At 60.4% G+C, this 18,663-nt stretch carries 20 protein-coding genes; 6 read left to right on the top strand and 14 right to left on the bottom strand.

Annotated elements, in window-relative coordinates; all coding sequences use genetic code 11:
• Together NZ585_02995 and NZ585_02990 are read right to left on the bottom strand one after the other, a co-directional pair.
• Window positions 1-187, bottom strand: a 187-nt coding sequence (locus tag NZ585_02995; GenBank protein MCS7079003.1) for a hypothetical protein, incomplete at its 3' end; no start/stop codon positions are given.
• 1 nt (window position 188) lies between these two features.
• Window positions 189-527, bottom strand: a complete 339-nt coding sequence (locus tag NZ585_02990) for a hypothetical protein (GenBank protein ID MCS7079002.1) — start codon at window positions 525-527, stop codon at window positions 189-191.
• A gap of 84 nt (window positions 528-611) precedes the next feature.
• Between NZ585_02990 and NZ585_02985 the strand changes: the two genes are divergently transcribed.
• Window positions 612-4,235, top strand: a complete 3,624-nt coding sequence (locus NZ585_02985) for a DUF1998 domain-containing protein (protein MCS7079001.1) — start codon at window positions 612-614, stop codon at window positions 4,233-4,235.
• A 498-nt stretch (window positions 4,236-4,733) separates the two neighbouring features.
• Entirely contained in the window at window positions 4,734-4,946 is a 213-nt protein-coding gene (locus tag NZ585_02980) for a DUF2283 domain-containing protein (protein MCS7079000.1), read from the top strand.
• Between the two features lie 44 nt (window positions 4,947-4,990).
• Here the strand turns inward: NZ585_02980 and rsfS are convergent, their stop codons facing one another.
• From rsfS to xerC, 3 genes are read right to left on the bottom strand one after another with little or no spacing between them, the layout of a single operon-like run.
• Window positions 4,991-5,416, bottom strand: coding sequence for a ribosome silencing factor (rsfS, locus tag NZ585_02975; GenBank protein MCS7078999.1), 426 nt, complete (start codon window positions 5,414-5,416; stop codon window positions 4,991-4,993).
• Entirely contained in the window at window positions 5,413-6,171 is a 759-nt protein-coding gene (gene nadD, locus NZ585_02970; GenBank protein ID MCS7078998.1) for a nicotinate-nucleotide adenylyltransferase, read from the bottom strand. Before nadD ends, rsfS begins: the two co-directional genes overlap by 4 nt.
• The gene (gene xerC, locus NZ585_02965; protein ID MCS7078997.1) at window positions 6,146-7,081 is read right to left on the bottom strand and encodes a tyrosine recombinase XerC; all 936 of its coding nucleotides are present in this window, start codon (window positions 7,079-7,081) and stop codon (window positions 6,146-6,148) included. The genes nadD and xerC overlap by 26 nt, the downstream gene beginning before the upstream one ends.
• Window positions 7,082-7,310: 229 nt before the next feature.
• Between xerC and NZ585_02960 the strand changes: the two genes are divergently transcribed.
• The 3 genes from NZ585_02960 to NZ585_02950 all read left to right on the top strand — a co-directional run bounded on the left by NZ585_02960 (window position 7,311) and on the right by NZ585_02950 (window position 9,945).
• Window positions 7,311-8,423, top strand: a complete 1,113-nt coding sequence (locus tag NZ585_02960) for an ATP phosphoribosyltransferase regulatory subunit (GenBank protein ID MCS7078996.1) — start codon at window positions 7,311-7,313, stop codon at window positions 8,421-8,423.
• 169 nt (window positions 8,424-8,592) lie between these two features.
• Window positions 8,593-9,255 carry a hypothetical protein gene (locus tag NZ585_02955; protein MCS7078995.1) on the top strand — a complete coding sequence of 221 codons (663 nt, stop codon included), beginning with the start codon at window positions 8,593-8,595 and terminating at the stop codon, window positions 9,253-9,255.
• 45 nt (window positions 9,256-9,300) lie between these two features.
• On the top strand, window positions 9,301-9,945 hold the full coding sequence (locus NZ585_02950; GenBank protein ID MCS7078994.1) for a hypothetical protein: 645 nt from the start codon (window positions 9,301-9,303) through the stop codon (window positions 9,943-9,945).
• A gap of 108 nt (window positions 9,946-10,053) precedes the next feature.
• Here NZ585_02950 and NZ585_02945 read toward each other — a convergent pair whose 3' ends face one another.
• The 7 genes from NZ585_02945 to NZ585_02915 form a co-directional block, all read right to left on the bottom strand.
• Entirely contained in the window at window positions 10,054-11,172 is a 1,119-nt protein-coding gene (locus tag NZ585_02945; GenBank protein MCS7078993.1) for a nucleotidyltransferase family protein, read from the bottom strand.
• 53 nt (window positions 11,173-11,225) lie between these two features.
• Entirely contained in the window at window positions 11,226-11,489 is a 264-nt protein-coding gene (locus NZ585_02940; protein ID MCS7078992.1) for a lasso peptide biosynthesis PqqD family chaperone, read from the bottom strand.
• Entirely contained in the window at window positions 11,486-12,520 is a 1,035-nt protein-coding gene (locus NZ585_02935) for a radical SAM protein (GenBank protein MCS7078991.1), read from the bottom strand. Before NZ585_02935 ends, NZ585_02940 begins: the two co-directional genes overlap by 4 nt.
• Window positions 12,513-13,502, bottom strand: coding sequence for a hypothetical protein (locus NZ585_02930; GenBank protein MCS7078990.1), 990 nt, complete (start codon window positions 13,500-13,502; stop codon window positions 12,513-12,515). Before NZ585_02930 ends, NZ585_02935 begins: the two co-directional genes overlap by 8 nt.
• Before the next feature lie 75 nt (window positions 13,503-13,577).
• Window positions 13,578-13,733 carry a hypothetical protein gene (locus NZ585_02925; protein ID MCS7078989.1) on the bottom strand — a complete coding sequence of 52 codons (156 nt, stop codon included), beginning with the start codon at window positions 13,731-13,733 and terminating at the stop codon, window positions 13,578-13,580.
• A gap of 31 nt (window positions 13,734-13,764) precedes the next feature.
• Window positions 13,765-14,202 carry a lasso peptide biosynthesis B2 protein gene (locus NZ585_02920; GenBank protein ID MCS7078988.1) on the bottom strand — a complete coding sequence of 146 codons (438 nt, stop codon included), beginning with the start codon at window positions 14,200-14,202 and terminating at the stop codon, window positions 13,765-13,767.
• Between the two features lie 157 nt (window positions 14,203-14,359).
• Window positions 14,360-15,778, bottom strand: coding sequence for an ATP-grasp domain-containing protein (locus tag NZ585_02915; protein MCS7078987.1), 1,419 nt, complete (start codon window positions 15,776-15,778; stop codon window positions 14,360-14,362).
• A 120-nt stretch (window positions 15,779-15,898) separates the two neighbouring features.
• Here NZ585_02915 and NZ585_02910 point away from each other — a divergent pair, with 120 nt between their 5' ends.
• A complete protein-coding gene (locus NZ585_02910; GenBank protein ID MCS7078986.1) occupies window positions 15,899-16,156 on the top strand; it encodes a hypothetical protein in 258 nt (85 codons plus the stop codon).
• A 455-nt stretch (window positions 16,157-16,611) separates the two neighbouring features.
• On the opposite strand, the gene NZ585_02905 is transcribed toward NZ585_02910, so the two are convergent.
• Together NZ585_02905 and carA are read right to left on the bottom strand one after the other, a co-directional pair.
• Window positions 16,612-17,550 carry a hypothetical protein gene (locus NZ585_02905; GenBank protein MCS7078985.1) on the bottom strand — a complete coding sequence of 313 codons (939 nt, stop codon included), beginning with the start codon at window positions 17,548-17,550 and terminating at the stop codon, window positions 16,612-16,614.
• Window positions 17,547-18,662: a glutamine-hydrolyzing carbamoyl-phosphate synthase small subunit gene (gene carA, locus NZ585_02900; protein ID MCS7078984.1), complete on the bottom strand. Its 1,116-nt coding sequence runs from the start codon at window positions 18,660-18,662 to the stop codon at window positions 17,547-17,549. The genes NZ585_02905 and carA overlap by 4 nt, the downstream gene beginning before the upstream one ends.
• Window position 18,663 lies beyond the last annotated feature (1 nt).

Genomic DNA, 18,663 nt, shown 5'->3' with positions numbered 1-18,663 from the left:
TCAGCGAAACAATGTTTTTGATCATACTCGTCAGGCAGCTTTCGATAAAACCTTTGACAGGCTGCCTGCGCTCCGTCTCCGATGTGAAAAGCGACGATTTGACGCCGGCGCCGGGTTCGCGCGTCCAGATGCGTATGTGATTGATTTTGATAGCGTAAAGGGTAAAGATCTCATCCAGTTCGAGCATGTCATCGGCTTGCGCGGGCGTGATGGTCGTCGTTTAGTCGGCTGGGCTTTGGGCTTTTTTTTAGATACTTCCAAATGGTGACGTGACTGATGTCAAAGATACGCGCCACTGAGCGTAAGCTGTTTCTTTCCTGATCGGCTTTTGCGATGAGCGCGCGGTGTTCGGGGGTGAGTTTGAGCTTGGCGGAGTGGAAGACGCGGCACGCGCCGCAGTCGGGGTAGAGATAGCGGGGATTGCCGGATGAGTTGCGTCCGTCGTTGACGATGTTTTCGCCGGCGCATTTGCCGCAGCGTGGGTGGGGCGAATGGTTGGTCAGCACCGCTTCTCGTAATCCTTTCATCAGCTGTTATAAACATTACCCGTTTTTTCACCGCATCCGACAGGATGGGAGGTTGAGGATACCGAGGGCGTACCCGGCTACCTGATGGCGGCGGCGGGCGACTGGTCGGAGGAGCGCCTGCCGGAGGAATGGCGCGACGCGCGCGGGCGACTCAAAGGGACGTGGCGTGCGCGCGTTCCGGTCGCCGTCTGGGTGACGCCGGACGGCAAGATCGCTCAGACGCCGTGCGCGGATGCGAACGAGGCGGCGATCAAGATGTGGTGGCAGCCCGCCCCGTTTTCGCTCTGCCTGTCGTGCGGCGAGTTCTACACAGAGCAGGAGCAGGACTTCGCCAAACTGGCGTCACTGTCAAGCGAAGGTCGGTCGAGCGCCACCAGCGTCCTGGCGGTTTCTCTGTTGCGCCATGCGGCGCGTCTGAGCGCCGGTGACCGCTCTGGAGACGGCGCGCGGGACAAGCTGCTGACGTTCACGGACAACCGGCAGGACGCCTCGCTGCAGGCCGGTCATTTCAACGACTTTGTGCGCGTCGGTCTGTTGCGCGCGGCGCTCTACGCCGCCCTGCGGCGCACGCCTGAACTGGACTTCGCCGCCGTCGCCAATGCCGTGGTGGCCGCGTCGGGGCTGACGATTGCCCACGTCGCTCGCAACCCTGAGCTTGACGAACACTCCGAGGCGGCGCGGGATGTGTGGCGGGCGTTTGAAGCGTTGACCGAGTACCGACTCTACGAGGATTTGCGGCGCGGCTGGCGAGTGGCGCAGCCGAACTTGGAGCACGTGGGGTTGCTCCGCATGGCCTACCGGGGACTGGATACGTTGTGCGCCGATGAGGCGCGCTGGCGCTCTATCGGCCCGATGGCGGCGCTGGCGCCGGCTGAACGTGAGCGGCTGGTTCGGGTGGTGCTTGATCATTTCCGCCGCAAGCTCGCCGTCAACGCCCCCTGCCTGTCGGAAACCGAGCAACCGCAGCTTCGGCGGCGCGCGCAGCAACATCTCAACGAGTTCTGGGGGCTGGACCCTGACCTGAATGAGCTGCGCCCCGCCGCTCATTTCGTGCTGCCGGGACGCTCACCGCGCGCCGTGGACGGCTATCGGCTGAGCGCACGGAGCGCGCTGGGGCGGTTTCTCTGCGCACAGTTGAATTTGGCCGGCGGCGACTATCAGGCGTTCATTGGCGGCCTGTTGGAGGCGCTGGTCCGACACGGGCTGTTGGCGCGGTTGTCGCCGGTGGACGACCACGAACGTTTCCAACTTGAAGCGGGGTGTCTGCTGTGGCGGTTGGGCGACGGCCAGCCGCCGCCCGATCCGCTGTATGCGCGGCGCGCGGCGGGGTATGCCGCGCCGCCGGCGCGGGTCAACGCCTTCTTTCGGGCTTTTTATCAGGACTCAGCGGCGGGCTTGGCGGCGCTGGAAGCGCGCGAGCATACGGCGCAGGTCGTCAAGCCGGGCGAGCGGGAGCGGCGGGAGCGGCGCTTCCGCTGGGAGGCGACCGACGCGCGGAAGGCGGCCGAGGTCGGGCGGCGGCTGCCCTATTTGATTTGCTCGCCGACCATGGAGTTGGGCGTGGATATCGCCGACCTGGATTTCGTGCATTTGCGGAACGTCCCACCGACGCCCGCCAACTACGCCCAGCGCAGCGGACGCGCCGGACGGCAGGGGCAGCCGGGACTGATTGTGACCTACTGCGGCGCGTTCAACAGCCATGACCAGTATTTCTTCCGGCGGCGTGAGGAGATGGTCGCCGGGAGCGTGCCGCCGCCGCGCCTTGACCTAGCGAATGAAGCGCTCCTGCGGGCGCACCTGCGTGCGGTCTGGCTGGCGCAGGTCCGCCTGCCGTTGGGGCGGTCGCTCGAGGATGTCCTTGACACCGACCGGGACGACTTGCCGTTGCGCGAAAACGCGGCCGGACAAATCCAACTCTCCCCAGCGGTCCGCGCCGAACTGCAGGAACGCATCCTGCGGATGTTGGCGGCGGATGCGCCGGCGCTAGCAAGCAGTGGTTGGTTCTCGGAAGACTGGGTGGCGCGGGTGTTGGAGGAAGCGCCTCAGGACTTTGACCGGGCGTTTGACCGCTGGCGCGAGTTGTATCGCGCGGCAACCCGACAACTGATTGACGCCCAGGTGGCTTTGCAGCGGGCGCGGCGGCCGGAGGAGCAGGCGCAGGCGCGGCAACGCGAGCAGGAGGCGGTCCGGCAGCGCAACGTTCTGCTGCAAATCAACGTCGGCCGCGAGGAAGGCGATTTCTATCCATACCGCTACTTGGCGAGCGAGGGGTTTCTACCCGGCTACAATTTCCCGGCGTTGCCGGTGCGGGCGTGGGCGCCGCGCGACGACGGGGAGTTCATCACTCGCCCGCGCGCGCTGGCGCTGCGCGAGTTTGCGCCGGGCAACATCGTCTATCACGAAGGCGGCAAGTGGCAGGTGACGGGTTTTCAGTCGCCGCCCGGCGGGCTTGACGAACGTCGCCTGAAAAAACGCCTGTGCCGGACGTGCGGGGCGTTTTGCGAGCCGACGTTGGATGTTTGCCCGGTGTGCGCCGTGCGGTTTGACGGCGAAAACAGCCTGCTGGCGAGCCTGCTTGACATGCCGAACGTGCGCGTCCGCCGGCGTGAGCGCATCACCTGCCGGGAAGAAGAGCGGCAGCGGCGCGGGTATCACATTGAGACCTACTTTCAGTTCTCGGCGGCGGCGGACGGCGCGCGAACGCAGGAGGCCGACGTGGAGATTGCCGGTTCCGCCGCGCTGCGGCTGGTCTATGCGCCTGCCGCCACCCTGCTGCGCATCAACCACGGTTGGCGTACGGCGGCCGGGCGGGGGTTCTTGGTTGATTTTGAAAGCGGGGAACTGCTGTCGTCTTCCGACGGTGACGCCCTCCAGCGGGACGCCGCGCGTCGGCATCGGGTCGAGAACACGCTTCTTGCGGTGCAAAGCACGCACAACATTCTGCTGGTTCGGTTGCTTCGCCCGGAATGGCGCGACGACCGGATGCTCGAAGCGTCGCTGCAATACGCGCTTCAGCGCGGGCTGGAGCAATGCTTTCAGTTGGAGGAGATGGAACTGGCGGCGGAGCGGATTGGGTGCGGTCAGCATCAGGCGATTCTGTTCTACGAAGTCGCCGAGGGCGGGGCCGGCGTGCTGCGGCGGCTGATTGACGACGCCGATGTTGTCGCCCACGTCGCGCGCCACGCACTAGCGCGCTGTCATTACGATGAGGAAGGTCAGGACTTGAAGCCTGACTGCCGGGCGGCCTGCTATGAATGTCTGCTGACCTTCAACAACCAGCAGGAGGCGCTCCAACTCGACCGGACGCGCATCCGGCGACTGTTGCTGGACTTGCTCGGCAGCCGCGTGTTGGTGCGCAAGGACGGGCGGTCTTGGGAAGAGCACTTGGCGCAACTGCGGGCTTGGACGGACCCGCGCTCGGAGCTTGAGCGGCGGTTTTTGGACGCGCTGGCCGCGCGCCGCCGGCGTCTGCCGGACGCGGCGCAGAAACCGATCGCCGGGGTGGATTGCATCGCGGATTTCTTTTACGAACCGAACGTGTGCGTGTTTTGCGACGGGTCGGTGCACGATGAGCCGACGCAGGCGGCGCGCGACCGGCGGGTGCGGGAAGAACTGCGCGACCTAGGGTATCGGGTGCTGGTCATGCGCTACGACCGAGATCTATGGGAACAGATCGCCCAATATCCCGATGTCTTTGGTCGGGGCTAGGGTGGTTTTCGTGTCGGTTCGGCAATCCCGGCGTGAATTGCGTCAACGGTTTGGCGTGCGGCTCACTCACTACGGTTGTAGCGGAAAGCGTACTAAAAAGCTCACAACTGAGATTGATGCAGATTTGGCGACGCTTATCGCGGCACAGTGTCGCCGCCCTTTGCGCCGGGCGCACACCGGCGCATCGCGGTCAAGTCGCGGGCCAACCAGGGATGAGACCCTGAAGGTCGTCGCCTTGGACAGGACAAGCTGATGAATACGTGCTCACGGAACAGGCCCGAGAAGTGCTGGAAAAGCGGCGCATCCAGACTGGTTGGTTGGAGTGAGCATTGACGGCACTGGAAGCGACTGAGGCCGACCCGGTTGACCCGGACTTGGAACACCGCCTCGCTCGCATTTCCGACTTCGGTGGATGTGTGCCACGGTGATGGTTTGATGGTAGGAAAACGCCGCCGCGTGTCGTCACAGCGTTCTTTGACCGCAGGAGGACTATGTGACGTGAAGTTGAAAGTGGATCAACAGGCCGACGCGCTGTATCTCACTCTAAGCGAGTCACCCTCGAATTGTTCGGAGGAAGTCTCGCCCGGCATCATCGTAGACGATGACAATCACGACCGTGTCATTCGGATCGAGATGCTGTACCTGTCGAAACGCGCGCCACAGATTGAAATCCGGCGATTATTGTTTGAATCCGTGCTGGCAGCCCCCTGAGACGTACGTCGAGCGCGCTTCAGCGTGGGCGGGGCGGCGTCGTCTTACGCCGTTGGCGGCTCGTCGTCGCGGATGACCAGCTTGCCGGCGTCGCTCCACAGACGCTCCAACCCGTAAAAATCACGCTGCTCCGGCGTGAAGACATGCACAATAAAATCCCCGTAGTCCATCAGCACCCACTCCCCTTCGGCGTACCCCTCAATGTGACGCGGGTACGTGTCAAGCATACCCAACTGCTTTTCAACCTCGTCGGCCAGCGCCTGTACGTGCCGTGACGACGTACCCGTCGCAATCACAAAGTAGTCCGCAAAGGAAGTCAGTTGGCTGATGTCAAGGACAACCGGCGCGACGCTTTTTTTCTCCTGCAAGGCATGAATCGCCTTCCATACGCGACGGTCTTCAATGTTGGGCGGGGCAGGGATGACCGACGTTGTGCACGTCGGTGAAGAAGACAGGCTCTCGTTGGTCATCGAGTGTGATGTCCGTTTGAATAGAGTCCGTAGACGTGAATATACCGCTCAACCAGCGGCGGGACGAAGCGGGCAATGGAGCGGCCTTCACTGACCGCCTGTCGGATATCGGTCGCCGATACGTCAAGCGCGAACAAGTCCGTCAGAAAGACATGCATGCCGGCGTCAAGGTTATTGGTGACGGCGCGCTGGCTGGCCCATCCGCCGCGCAGGTCAACAACCCGACCGGCGCCATACTGTTCCGCCAGCGTCGCAAGGTCGCCGACTTCGTACTTCGGGCGCGTCATCACGATGAGGTGGCAACTGTCCAGCAGCGTTTCGTACCGCTCCCACTTGGGCAAGTTCACAAAGGAATCCGCACCCATCATAAAAAACAGGTGGGCATCGGGACCGTACGTCTTGCGCAGCGTCGCAACAGTGTCGGCTGTATAAGGCCGCTCCGGAGCGAAGATTTCCACCATGGAAACCTTGGCGATGTCCATCTGAAGCGTCGCCAGCACCGTCATCGCATAGCGGTGGTAGGCCGAAGTTACACGGTCAAAATCTTTGTGCGGCGGGCTGTAGGTCGGAATAAACAACAACTCGTCAAAGTTGAAAATTGCGGCCAAACTTTCCGCCAGCCGCAAATGTCCGTAGTGAATCGGATCAAACGTGCCGCCCAACAAGCCGATCCGCCGCCGCGAAGCCAACGCCGTCGTCGGTTCGGCCGTCGGCGGCGTGTTTTCCACGCTAAGCTTTTGGGTGCGCTCGGTCATAGACTTCCATCAAACGGTCAGTTGAAACGTGCAGGTACTGCTGGGTGGTTGTCAACCGCGCATGGCCAAGCAATTCCTGAATGGCACGCAGGTCAGCGCCCGCGTTGAGCAGGTGCGTGGCGAACGAATGGCGTAAGCTGTGGGGGCTGATGTGGTGCAGGTCGCTGCACTGGCGGATGTACTTGTCAATCAGACGGCCGACCGAGCGCGTCGTCAGCCGCGTGCCTTGGTAGTTGAAAAATACGCAGTTCGGTTCACGCTTATCCTCTGGGGCGTGCGCGAGAAGCTGCCCCCGAACGCCAAGATAGAGTTCTAACGCCATACGTGCGTGGTTCCCAAATGGCACAATCCGTTCCTTGCGACCCTTGCCCCGCACCCGGACGCACTGGTTCTTGAAATCAATGTCTTCAAGGTTCATCCCGACCAGCTCCGAAACGCGCACGCCGGTAGCATAGAGCATTTCCAAAATCGCCCGGTCGCGTTTGCCCAGTACAGTGTCAAGGTCGGGCATTTCAACGAACCGCATGGCTTCCTCGACCGTCAGGTAATTGGGCAGTTTTTTCTCCAGACGCGGTGACGCCACCAGTTGCGCCGGATTGAGTTCAAGCACGCCTTCGCGGCACAGATAGCGGAAGAAGGCGCGAAGCGTCGCCAGCTTGCGAGCGATGGAAGTTTTCTTTTTCTTCTGGTCGTAAAGCGACGCCAAGTACTCCCGAATCGTGATGTTGTCAATCTCATGCACGCTGACGGTGCGGCGGACGCCCTGCGCATTCGGTGGACACAAAAAATCGTGGAACTGCTCTAGATCGCCAATATAACACCGTAGGGTGTGCGCGGAGGCGTTTCGCTCGTACATCAGAAATTTTTTGAAATCCTCGATGTAGTCAGCCAGCGTGGGCGCATCCGACATGCTGGATTCGACCCCTACCATTTGGTTTGGAGAATCGTTCCGAATATTGTGCGTAACCGGTGCGCCGCCTGCAACGGCAGACGGTCGCTCCGGTTGGGACGACCGCCGCCCTCAGTGGTCACGCCAACTCTTCAGACGAAGGCTTTGCCAAAAGCGCGCCTTGCCGCTTGCCTTGTCAAAATCGAGCCTTTCAGACACGCTCCCCATCACAAGAAGCACGCTTTCGGCTATGATGGACGCCCTCTTCAAACTCCCTACCGGTGTGACCTACATCCTCGGACCGGAAGTGCGTCGCCGCCGGGCGATTGAGCGGATTGTCTTTGAGACGTTTCACGGCTGGTCATATGAAGAAATCATCCTGCCGGTCTATGATGCTTATGCCCTGTTCGCCCATAGCGCCGGCGCTCGGCCGGCGGAGGCGACGTACTGCTTCACTGATGTCGAAGGCGAGTTGTTGGCGCTGCGCCCAGATTTGACTTCACTGGTGGCGCGTACCGTCGCCACACGCTGTCAAGACTGGCCGCGCCCCATTCGGTTGTGCTACGTCGGTGAAGTCTTCCGCAACACTCATGCCGCCCGTCGCGTCACAGAGGCGAGTTGGCAGTTGGGCGCGGAACTGTTTGGCAATGACCGCTTGGAAGCCGACGTAGAAGTCCTTCTTGTTGCCCTTGAGGCGCTGGAACGGTTGGGACTCGCAACGGTGCAGGTATCGCTCGGCCACGCCGGCTTGCTGGCCGGCGTCGCGGAGGAACTGGCCCTTTCGCCGGCGCAAGCCAACGAACTCCGTGAGTTTGTGGAACGGCGGCAAGCAGCCGCGCTAGAGCGGTGGCTGCGCGATCGGGGGGCGTCCACGCTATGGCGCGACATACTGACCACTCATGGGCAGACGGCGGCGCTCCGCTGGATTCGGACACAAACCGCCAACGCCCAGATTCGGGCGGCGCTTGACGACTTGGAGCATGTTTTCGATGTGGCGGCGGCGCTTGGCGTCGCCGACCGATTGACGTTTGACGCCGCCGACGTGAGCCGCCTTGGCTACTACACGGGGATGACGTTCCACCTCTACGTCCCCGGCAGCGGCGTCGCTTTGGGGAGCGGCGGCCGCTACGACGCCCTGACCCGCTTGTTCGGCGCAGCCGAGCCGGCCGTCGGCTTTCAACTTTCGCTTGACCACCTCGTGCGCGCCGCCGACAAGCTTGTCCTTTCGCTCCCGCCCGCCATCCGGCTTGAAGCCGACGGGGACGACCTCACGGCGGCGTTTCAGCAGGCCCGTCAGTGTCGGCGGGCCGGTGAACGGGTTGAAATTCACACGGCGCGACATTCTTTTCCGCCCGCCGGTTAGGACGCTTTCACGTTTCTTTTCTTGAGTTTACGGGGAATTTCGGCGTTTCTCCTAACGCATTGCGTTATTTTTCGCTTGACTGTTTTTGACGCATTGCGTTACCTTGGCGTCAGCGTCAGCTTACGCTCGATTTCAACTTTTTCAACGCTATCAGGGTGGACGGAGCGACATGGCACGTATTATCAAACGTTACGCCAACCGCAAACTCTATGATGTCACCGCACGGCGATACGTGAAGCTGGATGAGTTAGCCGACCTCATTCAGTCTGGTGAAGAGGTGCAAGTCATTGACAAGGAAACCGGCGGAGACATCACGGAAGCGACGCTTTCCAAGATTGCGGCGGCGACGGTGCGCCGACCAGCGGAGCCGATTTCGCGCAACGCGCTGGTGTCTTTCATTCGGCAGCCAAGCGATCTGTTCTTCGGCTACATGCGCCGAACGGTTTCAGCCGGCTTAGACACCGTGCAGCACCTTGACCGCCAATTTGAGCGGCTCGGAGCGATGCTTCGGGATGCTCTCCGTCCCGGCACGAAGGATCCAAGCAGCGCTGATGAACTGGCTCCCGCGCTCCGGTCCGTGATTGAAACATTTGTCGCCCAGTGTGTGAAGGAACAGTTGGCGGCGCGTGGCGTTCCGTCAGCGACAGAGTTCAACCGCCTTCAGCGGCGGGTAGCTGAGCTTGAAAAGCGACTTGGAAAACTGACTGGCTCAGCGACAGGAAAGACGACCACTGCTGCACTTGAGACCGAGCTTGAGTCTGAAACAACGCCCGAAGCAGTCAATGGTAGTCAAAGCGTCTCTCGAAAACGGGCGCGTCCAGCGCGTTCATAACGCAATTTCGCCACTTATAATCTCATACCAAGGAGCGCACTTATTATGGCAACGACGAAGACGACAAAGAAAACCACCCGCAAATCAACCTCAACCGCGTCCCCCAAGGCGCGCTCCAAAGCGGCGCAACGCCTTTCTACTCAGCCAGCTTCACGCCCACCGTTTGAAGTCATTGCGGAGGCGGTCCTTAGAGGCGTTAGGCTCGGTATTGGGACGACACTGGTTGTCCGCGACAACATCCAGAAGTTTTTCGCCGACGCTGAAGCGCGTGGCAACGCCATCGAACTGACTGCGCCGCAGCTTCCGACGTTCTCCCTCCCAAAGCTGCCCGGTTTCGGCTTGCCCACCGCCAAAGATATTGAACGGCAAGTCGGCAAGCTTAGTGAGGCGTCGCTCAACCAGATCAAGCCCATCGCGGAACGGCTTCAAAAGTTCTTCGACGCTCTTGCGCGCCGGCTGGCCGACACAGCGACTTCCAAATCGAAGAAGGCGGTTCTTGACCGGGAAGCGCTTCGGGAGGAGGTACTCAACGTCGTCGCTTCGCTGGACTTGGCGAATGGGTCGGATATCAAGCGCATTCTCAACCAAGTTGAAAAAATGTCGCGCAAGCTCGATAGGGAAGCCAAAGCTGCGGCCCGCCGAAAGGTCGAGCCGGTGAGCGAACCAGCAGCGACGCCGGCTACGGCATAAGACCAACTTCCGACAGGGAAGCTCTCTTGAACGCGCCTTCGCTGGCGCGTTTTTTCTTGCGACGGCTGTTTGTGTGATCAGAGATAGGCGCTTGTCTGCGGCTGTACGCTATGCCTCCCCCGGAGTCAAGCGCCGCCCTTGCAGCGTTCGTAGCACCGTTAGGCACAGGAAGCGGAAACGGCTACGCCATTGGTCGTGAAGGCTGGATTGATAAAGATGCGACGCCACAAAGAAGCCTAGTTTTGCGCCAAATGAACGCCGTGGCCGGTTGTAGCGGCGCATCGCCTGATCAAACAGCCGTTGGTTGACACCCAACCATTGGCGCTGCCTTGCCGTAAGTCGGGACAGCAACGGCGTTTCCACACCGAGCCTCTCGCGCAGCAATGCGCATGTGAACACAACCGATGTCGTCACACGCCACGCCTGTGCGCGCCAAAGCAGGGTGTCCCAATCGAATGCAGGATGTTTACCAAGCAGCAGCTTGAGGTCAAACAACCAGGCCAGTCGTGCAAAGCTATGCGCGGCGGCGTGGATGCAGAGGAACAAAAATTCGTCTTCTGGCGACAGGACATGGACGATGCGACCGCGTCGGGTGCGATACGGCACAGCGCGCGCCAGGAAGTCATCGGAATGCAGCGTGACGCCAAAGCGACGAAATAGATGAAAGTGCAGTTCCAGCGGCGGCGAGACGCCGTCCAGCACCACATTGTGGTCGCCGGCCAAGGCGTAGGCCAGCTTTGTCTCGTCGGTGTGATAGCCCAGCGCCGCCAGCGCCGTTAGCGCCGGGCGGACGTGGTCATAGGCGATCAGTACATCCAGATCACTAGAAAACCGGAAACCGTCCGCGCCGTACAATCGCTCGCCGAGGAGCGGTCCCTTGAGCACAACGGATGGAATGCCAGCCGCCGTCAAGGCGTCCAGAACCCGGTCGAGCTGGACAGTGACTTGAAGCGTCCAGGCGGCCTTAGCAGTCTGGAGTCGCCGGAAACGGCTGACAACTGCTTCCGGCAGGCAGACACCGGAGCGGATGAGCCGCCGGAACAGATAATCCTCCAACCCATGGTCAACAGCGCTTTCTAGTAATGCCGCCCAATCATTAACTTCGGCTGCGCCAGCGGCTAGCGCGGCTTCATTTTCTGGCAGACAAGCCATGAGCCGCTCCAGTCGGCGTTCGGCAGCAACGCCGTTGTCTCGGTGCGGCATGATGTCCGGGTAGCGCGTCGGCATAAGCCCCCGTCAATCCGCCGGTTCAACCGCAAGTCATTTCAGCCGGCTTTTGTTCAAGCGCGTTCAATCAGCGCAGCTTTTTCAAGCTGTGTAAGCAATCGTCGCGTGCTGGCGGCCAACCGTTCAGTGTCGGCGTCATATTCGGCGGCCAGTGCAGACACAATGTCGGCTTCTGTTTTGCCTTGGGCAAGGTGCTTCCAAATGAACGCGCCCGTGCTGTTGAGCGTGAAATATCGTTTCGTATCAAGATGCAGCAGCACCATACTGTCTTCAACTTCCGTCGAGACCACCGACGGATGCGGCCGAAAGCTCGTCATATGTACACACTCGCCAAAGGTGTTCGCTTCACCCGTCCGATTTGCACGAGCGCAGGCTTTTGCCACGCGGTTTTGTCAAACGCCGTGATGCAAAAGTGACATGGAAATTCAGCGTCTGGGTGGCCGGCCGCCAGCGCGGTGTTGCGGCGCTCACGCTGCATCAATGCCAACTGGTGGACGCGCTCGCAAGCCTCCCGAAAGGAAGTCGTCCGCATATCGGCCACAATGTCCCCTTCACCCACGGCGTTGCGGTAGTCCGAGAGCGTACAACACAGCGTAAGTCGTCCGCGACAATCAAGGTTGACAGTCTCGCCGGAAAGCGACACGCAGGGCGTTCCCGGCGCGGGGGCGGAACTACCTGCTGCAAACTGAACTCGAATCTTGAGGATGGCATCCACCGCCAGTGCCTCCCGCTCAGCAGCGCGGCGCTCGTCTGGCGTCAGGGACAGCTTCCGGTCATACTCCTCCGACGTTGGGAGCATGTGCATAAACTGAACAACATCTGCACCCAGTCGCGCGCCTAAGACAGCCATGCGCTCAATGGCGGCGACGCTGCGCCGGGTGACGACCATATTGACGCCGAAGGGAAAACCGTAGAAGCGACATAACGCCATCGCCGCCATAATCTTGCGGAACGAGCCTTTGCCACGTACAGCGTCGTGCGCTTCTTCGGTCGGGCCGTCCATGCTGAAGAACACCCGGAAAAGCGCATTTTTCGTTTCGGCTAGCACTGGCGCAATCTTTGGAAAGTGCCAGCCATTGGTGACAAGTGAATAGGAAAACCCCAACTCGGCTGTTCGGCGGATGACATCCCGAAAACGCGGGTGCAAGGTCACTTCGCCGCCTGTGTATGTCACGGCCGTCACGCCATAGTCGCGCGCCTGTACTAAAACATCACTGAGCAGATCAAAGTCTAGATGCACGGCCTCCGCCACGCGCAGGCAGTAGTCGCAATCGAGATTACATAAGTTGGTGAGTCCAACCGTTAGGCGCTTGACCGGCAGGATGGCGGAAGCAGACAAGTCAGCCATAGGCGCGGTGTAACTGAGTGAGCCGGGCGGCGTCAAGATGCGTCGCCAGCGCGGATGGGCAGCGCAGGAGGTCGCGTCCTGCAAGTAGGGTAAAGCTATAGCACGACTCAGCTAACCGGCGGTATGTCGCCAGGTGCGCCGCCGCCGTTTCGCGGTCGAGCGCCAACCACGGCGTGGTGTTCATCAGGCAGGCCAGAGCGTTGGTGGTTGGAAGCGGCAAAACCTGCGTCTCTTCGGCGTCGTGCAGCTGGCAGAAGAACAAAAACTTCGGTTTCGCCATCGGTTCATACCGGTCGGGCCAGACAGCATGCGGGTTGACCACCCACTTTTCGGCGTGTTGCAGGCGTGGCTCGGCATGCTGTCGTAGATACGGAAACCGTTGGAGGCCGTCCGTCGTCACTGAAAACAGTGTCCGCGCGGCGCGCGCGTAAACCACAGCGTCTTCGCCGTCGGCAGGGATTTGCTTGGTAAGCAGGGCATCGTCGGAAACATACCGCCAGCCGGCGTCGAGCAGCCCAAGAATGGCGCTCGTTTTCCCACTGCCGGACGGCCCAAGAAAGACGTAGCCTTGCCCCTCGTAAACGCACGCACCGCCGTGCAACTCAAACCAGCCTATGCGTCGCAGCAGGAACAGCAAAACAAGACGCAAGTACGAATAGCAGGCGTACGATACGGAAAGGTCGCCGTCTTCAGGAAGCGCGAGCGGTATCACTTGGCGGCGCGCGACATCAATGGCAACCTGCCACGCACCGTAAGCAAAGAACAGCCAATCATCCCGACGACGAACCGTTAGCCCTTTCCACTCCAGCCACGGCTCAGCCAAGCGAGAAGGGAGCGCCGGCCGGCGCTCCACAAGAACAATGTCAGCCGCCTCCGGGACGACCTCGGGTAAGCCAAGATAATGACAGATTTGTATGAGTAAGCCAAGCCGGTCGGTTTTGCGCTCTAGGGCCCCGAAGGAAAGGTTGACGCCGACAACCATTCAGCGTGACTTCAACGTGGAACAAGTCAGGCTGGCGACGTGTCGTCCTCCGCCCCAAAAGACACCTGCCATTTACTATGGAGCAATGAAACTGGATGTGAAGGCTTCCAAAACGCGCAGCCCTTGGATTTGCTTTTCCAGTTGGTCGAATTCCTTAAGTTCAGGTTCGACGAAAACTTTCTTGGTTGCCGCTGTGTTGGCTGTAACAACGTTGTTTTCCGATGTCCTCATGAGGTGCTCCTTTGCATTTTAGAATTGCGAGTTATGGTTTTTGGAAAGCCTTTGGCGTTCGGTGGCGCAACAGTACCCGAAAACGACGGTACGGGTCAGTCGCTTCCAGCAACGGACACCCATTTGCCTCAATCCAGCAGTGTAGAGCAGGGCGTCTGCTTTCGTCGAGTGAACCGGCGCCAAGCACGAATTCCACATCCGTTCGCCGCCGCAAGACGGCGTAAATCACCAGTGAACGCAACAAACATTCACCAACACCCAGACGAGGCAGGCGACGCACCACCGCGTCGGCCGTTTGCGCAACCGACTCCGGCAAAAGTGGCGCAGCCTCGCTGCCTAGGTCGCTACACCGTTGCTTATCCACGTAGCCCAGTACTCCCAGCAACGTTCCCCACCGCAAACGCGGCCACAACCAACAAGCCCAAAAGAAACACCGCACAGCGACAGTCAGGCGATGGCGACGCAACACGCACAGGCGAAGCCGCTGAGGCCGAATCCCTCAAGCGCACCCAGGACGGGACAGACGAAGATTCAAGTGAGATACATTGCCCAAACCATACAAAACCCAACCAACTAGCACAAGCTGTTTTCTTTCAATGTCCCCCAGGCGTCGGATTAGTCACCGCTCATTCCGGGCGCTCCAGGGGAGGAATGATGGCACAGTAGTCCCGCTCAAAGCGGGCCACATAGTCCTGCAACAATGCCGTCACCCGCTCATGGCTGGTCGAGCGAACGACCAACCCAATGTGATACCGCTTCTTGACGCGATAGACGATCTCCGGGTCAGTGAACGGTGAGGTGTCCGGGTACTCCTGCCGCGCCAGACACAGTGCCACCCCGCCGTACTCTTGGCGCGTCGGCGGCAACACGTAAGGAACTTCACCACGTCCCAGCTCGATTTTGGCCCATTCGGCCCAAATGTTGACGCCGCTCGCTGCTTCCAGCGCCTCCGCAATGTACGCACCGCCAACCCGCGCCGCAATTTCCAAAAAGTAAAACTCGCCGCTCTCAGCGCTTTTGATGAACTCGGCATGTGTAGCACCGCGCCGCATTTTCAAGCCCGTAATCAGCTTCCGGTTGATGTCGAGCAGAGCCGCACGATCCGGCGAGTCATACGGCAAGGTTTGGGTTGTAAAGACGCCGCCGTCGTGCGCGACGCTCATCGGCGGCCGCCCATACCGATTCACGCCGGCAAAGATGACCTCGCCGTTTTCGACTAGGGAGTCCACATGGTACACGTCGCCGGGGATGAATCGCTCTAACACATAGTTGCTGGAGCGTTCGCTGAGACGATCGCGAGCATCAAGGTAGTCAATTGTCTGCCACACCTGCTCGCTGTCATACAGTTTTTTGATGCCAATCGCCGACACGTCCGTACGTGGCTTCATCACCCATGGCGGCGGGACGCGCTTCATGTACTCGTCCAAATCCTGATAGTTGAGGACGTGTACAAACTCTGGGACGCGCACACCAGCCTGTTCGGCCTCAATGCGCATGGCGAGCTTGTCACGGAAGTGCCGCGCCGTCGTGCTGCCCATGCCCGGTAGCCGCAGGTGCTCACGAATAAGCGCCGCCGTCAGTACGTCGAATTCCTCCAGCGCCACTACGGTATGTAGTTTGCGCGGCCGCGCCAACTGCGCCACCGTGTAGACGAATAGCTCCGGTGTGGCGTCGTTCGGTAGCGGAATAAACTCATCAAGGCTTTCAAACGGCCAGTCTTCGTGCCGAAATTTCTCCTTCGTCACAAGCACGACACGGCATCCTTGCCGTTTGACTTCACGGAGGAACTCGACGCCTTTGAAATAACTCGCCAGACAGACAACGGTTCGTTCAGCGTTGGTCATAATCCGCTCACAAACCTGAAAGCAACAGGGATGTTGAAATTTCAGCAACCATAGCCTGCTTGTCGGCGAGGTGCAAACATTCCCTGACGCCGGTTCACCCCACCGCATTTCGGTAGCGGCGCTGCGCCAGTTACGACACAGATACGTCCCACCCCAAACCCTAATGACCACCAACACAGCGACAGTGAGGAAGCCGGCCATCACCCAACTGTCGGCAAGTCCATTTGCATGCTGGGCATTGCCGCCCAGATAGACCACTTCATAGACATGTGCGCCAACGAGCTTGCTGAAAGACTTCCGTCAGTGTTGTTGTAAATCCATATGAAGAGTACGGACGCCAAAGCAACGACGATCAGAAGCGCTAAGAAAAACAACCGGCTTGTTTGTCATAAACTTGCCCGGAATGAAGACAGCCGGCAGGTGTCACAACCACCAGAAAAATCCCAAAATCATGCTGGCGGTCAAAGCGCTGAAACGAACCTGCAAGCGCAGCAAGGCATAACCCCGCCAGCCAGACGCCTCCTGAAGCAGGCCAGCGTGAAAAAGATGACCACAAAAGCCACTGCAGCATACGGTTAGGTTCAAGAACGCCGAGCTTTCAACCGGCCTGATCTCCATCAGCATGGCAGCCCGGATGGGGATGCCAAAGGGAACAATCGGCAGCAACAAAGCGACCAGCAGCCATCTTTTCCGAAAGCGGAAGTCAAACCCTGTTTCCGAAGCGCGAAAACCCCGCGCCGCCCCTGCCGGAGAAACGTCAATAGAGACGCGGCGAAAAACGGCCCGAAAGCAGCTGGGTCGAGAGAACCCGTCAGAAACTTGACCCACACGGAGACAATGCCGCGTCGCCACCGGCCGTCAGCACACCGGAATCCACAACGCCCAAGTAAAACCGTAGGCAACGGCAAAGAACCACCACCTGTCCCAGCCGTCATCAACTTTGGTGGCTATCCGCTCGGCCTCAAAAGGCGGCGCGCCGTGCCTGGAATAAGCAAGCTCAAAAAGCGGTTTTATCCCCTGCGCAAACCGCTTTCTCAAGGCTCATCCGGCGGGTAGGGTTCGACGCGAATCGCACCGCGCCCTGTCGCCAGCCGAAGCTCTGCGCCACCGACCCCGAATCGCCCCCGCGTCTGAAGGCCATATGGCGTGTCCGACGGCGTCTCCGGGCCGCGATCCAGGGGATAGCGAATATCCAGCGGCGTACTCGCCGCCAGCGCCACCTCCGCCGCAAAGCCGCGCGGGACGCTCAGTAGGATGTCGCCCGTCCCAACGCGCAAATCCAAGCCTGATCCCCGCCAGCTTCGGCCGTTGAGTTCAACCCGCGCGTTACCCGTCGCCAGTCGGCCAACCACCGTGCCGGCCACGCCGTTCAGCAGAACACGCCCACGTTGTACCGCAAACACAATCCCGCCATAGACGCCCGACACCGTCAACTCGCCGTCAAAGACCGTAATTTCCAAATCCGTGTACTCTGGCACGCTCAGCGTGTAGTCGATCCGGTAGGGCAGCCGCAGCAGGGGACTAGGCAACCCCTCCGCAACGGCGCGACGTTCCTTCCGCGATAAGTTCTTGACCGCCGGCCCAATAGACATCAGATGTAGGCGCGCATCACGGGCGTCAAGTTGGAAGCCGATGCGTTCCGCTAGGGCTGCAACGTCGTCCGCCGACGCGCCTTCCACTCGAATCCTAGCCTGAATGCTCAACTCCGACCGCTTCCTGCCGACAACCGTCAAACTGCCAGTCGGTGGCGTGGTGACCTTAAGCGCGCGCCCGTACTCAAAACGGATTCTTTGCTCGCGAACATACTCCCGAAAAAAACCGCCGCTGTCCGTCCGCCCTTCGGCTATCAGCGTGGCCGCTGCCGGTGGAATGGTCGGCGTTGGGGACGGCTGCTGCCCTGACGCTGCAACAAGCGCCAACCACAAGCCAAACGCGGTCACGCCACCAATCACCCAAAGCCGGTGGTTTATCATGCAGCAGTCTCCGTCGAACGGGTCGGCAGAAGCGCCACGAACGCCTCAAATAAATAGGCTGCGTCATGCGGCCCCGGCGCAGCCTCCGGGTGATACTGGACGCAAAACACCGGCAAGTGACGATGCCGGAAGCCTTCGAGCGTCCCGTCGTTGAGGTTGATATGCGTCACTTCGAGATCGTCCGGCAGGCTGTCGGCGTCCACGGCAAAACCATGGTTCTGCGAGGTGATTTCAACCCGCCCTGTCGCCAGATGCTTGACCGGATGGTTTGCACCGCGATGGCCATACTTGAGTTTGAAGGTGCGACCCCCAAAAGCAAGGGCCAAAATCTGATGCCCCAAACAGATACCGAAGGTTGGGAGAACTTCAGCTAGGCGGCGCACCTCGCGGGCAATGTCGGTTAGCGGCTCTGGGTCGCCAGGACCGTTGGAAAGAAACAGGCCGTCCGGTCGAAGACGGAGCACCTCTTCAGCCGTCGTCGTCGCCGGAACGACCGTCACCTGACAGCCGAGGGCGGAAAGGCGACGAAGGATGTTGAACTTGACGCCGAAATCAAAAGCGACGACACGCCACGGCGGATTGACGCGCGCGCCTTCTGCGGCGTCGGAAGCCCATGTGTACGCTGCCGCACAGGTTACGGTTTTCGCCAACGCGGCACCGACCATACTCGGCGCGGCGGCGGCCTTCGCTGCCAGTCGTTGTCCATCGCGCTCGATGGTGGAAATGATACCGCGCATAGCGCCGCGTTCGCGGATGTGCCGCACCAGCGCCCGCGTATCAATGTCCTCAATTCCGACAATCCCGTGCCGCTTCAAGTAGTCGCCAAGGGCTTCCGTCGCACGCCAATTGCTTGCCGTCGCCGACAATTCACGGACGATAAAGCCCGCAACAAACGGCCGACGCGATTCGACATCCTCTGCATTGACGCCGTAGTTGCCAATGTGCGGGTAGGTCATCGTTACTAGTTGTCCCGCATAGGATGGATCAGTAAGCACTTCCTGATAGCCGGTCATCGCCGTGTTGAAGACCACCTCGCCGGTCGCCTCGCCGGCTGCGCCAATACTTCTGCCGTGAAACAAGCGCCCGTCTTCGAGCGCAAGAATAGCCTCCATG

Origin of the sequence: Chloracidobacterium sp. (assembly GCA_025057975.1) — a bacterium.
Classification (GTDB): Bacteria; Acidobacteriota; Blastocatellia; order Chloracidobacteriales; family Chloracidobacteriaceae; genus Chloracidobacterium.
Note: the sequence above shows the minus strand (reverse complement) of the source record. Positions and strands in the feature narration are given on the sequence as shown.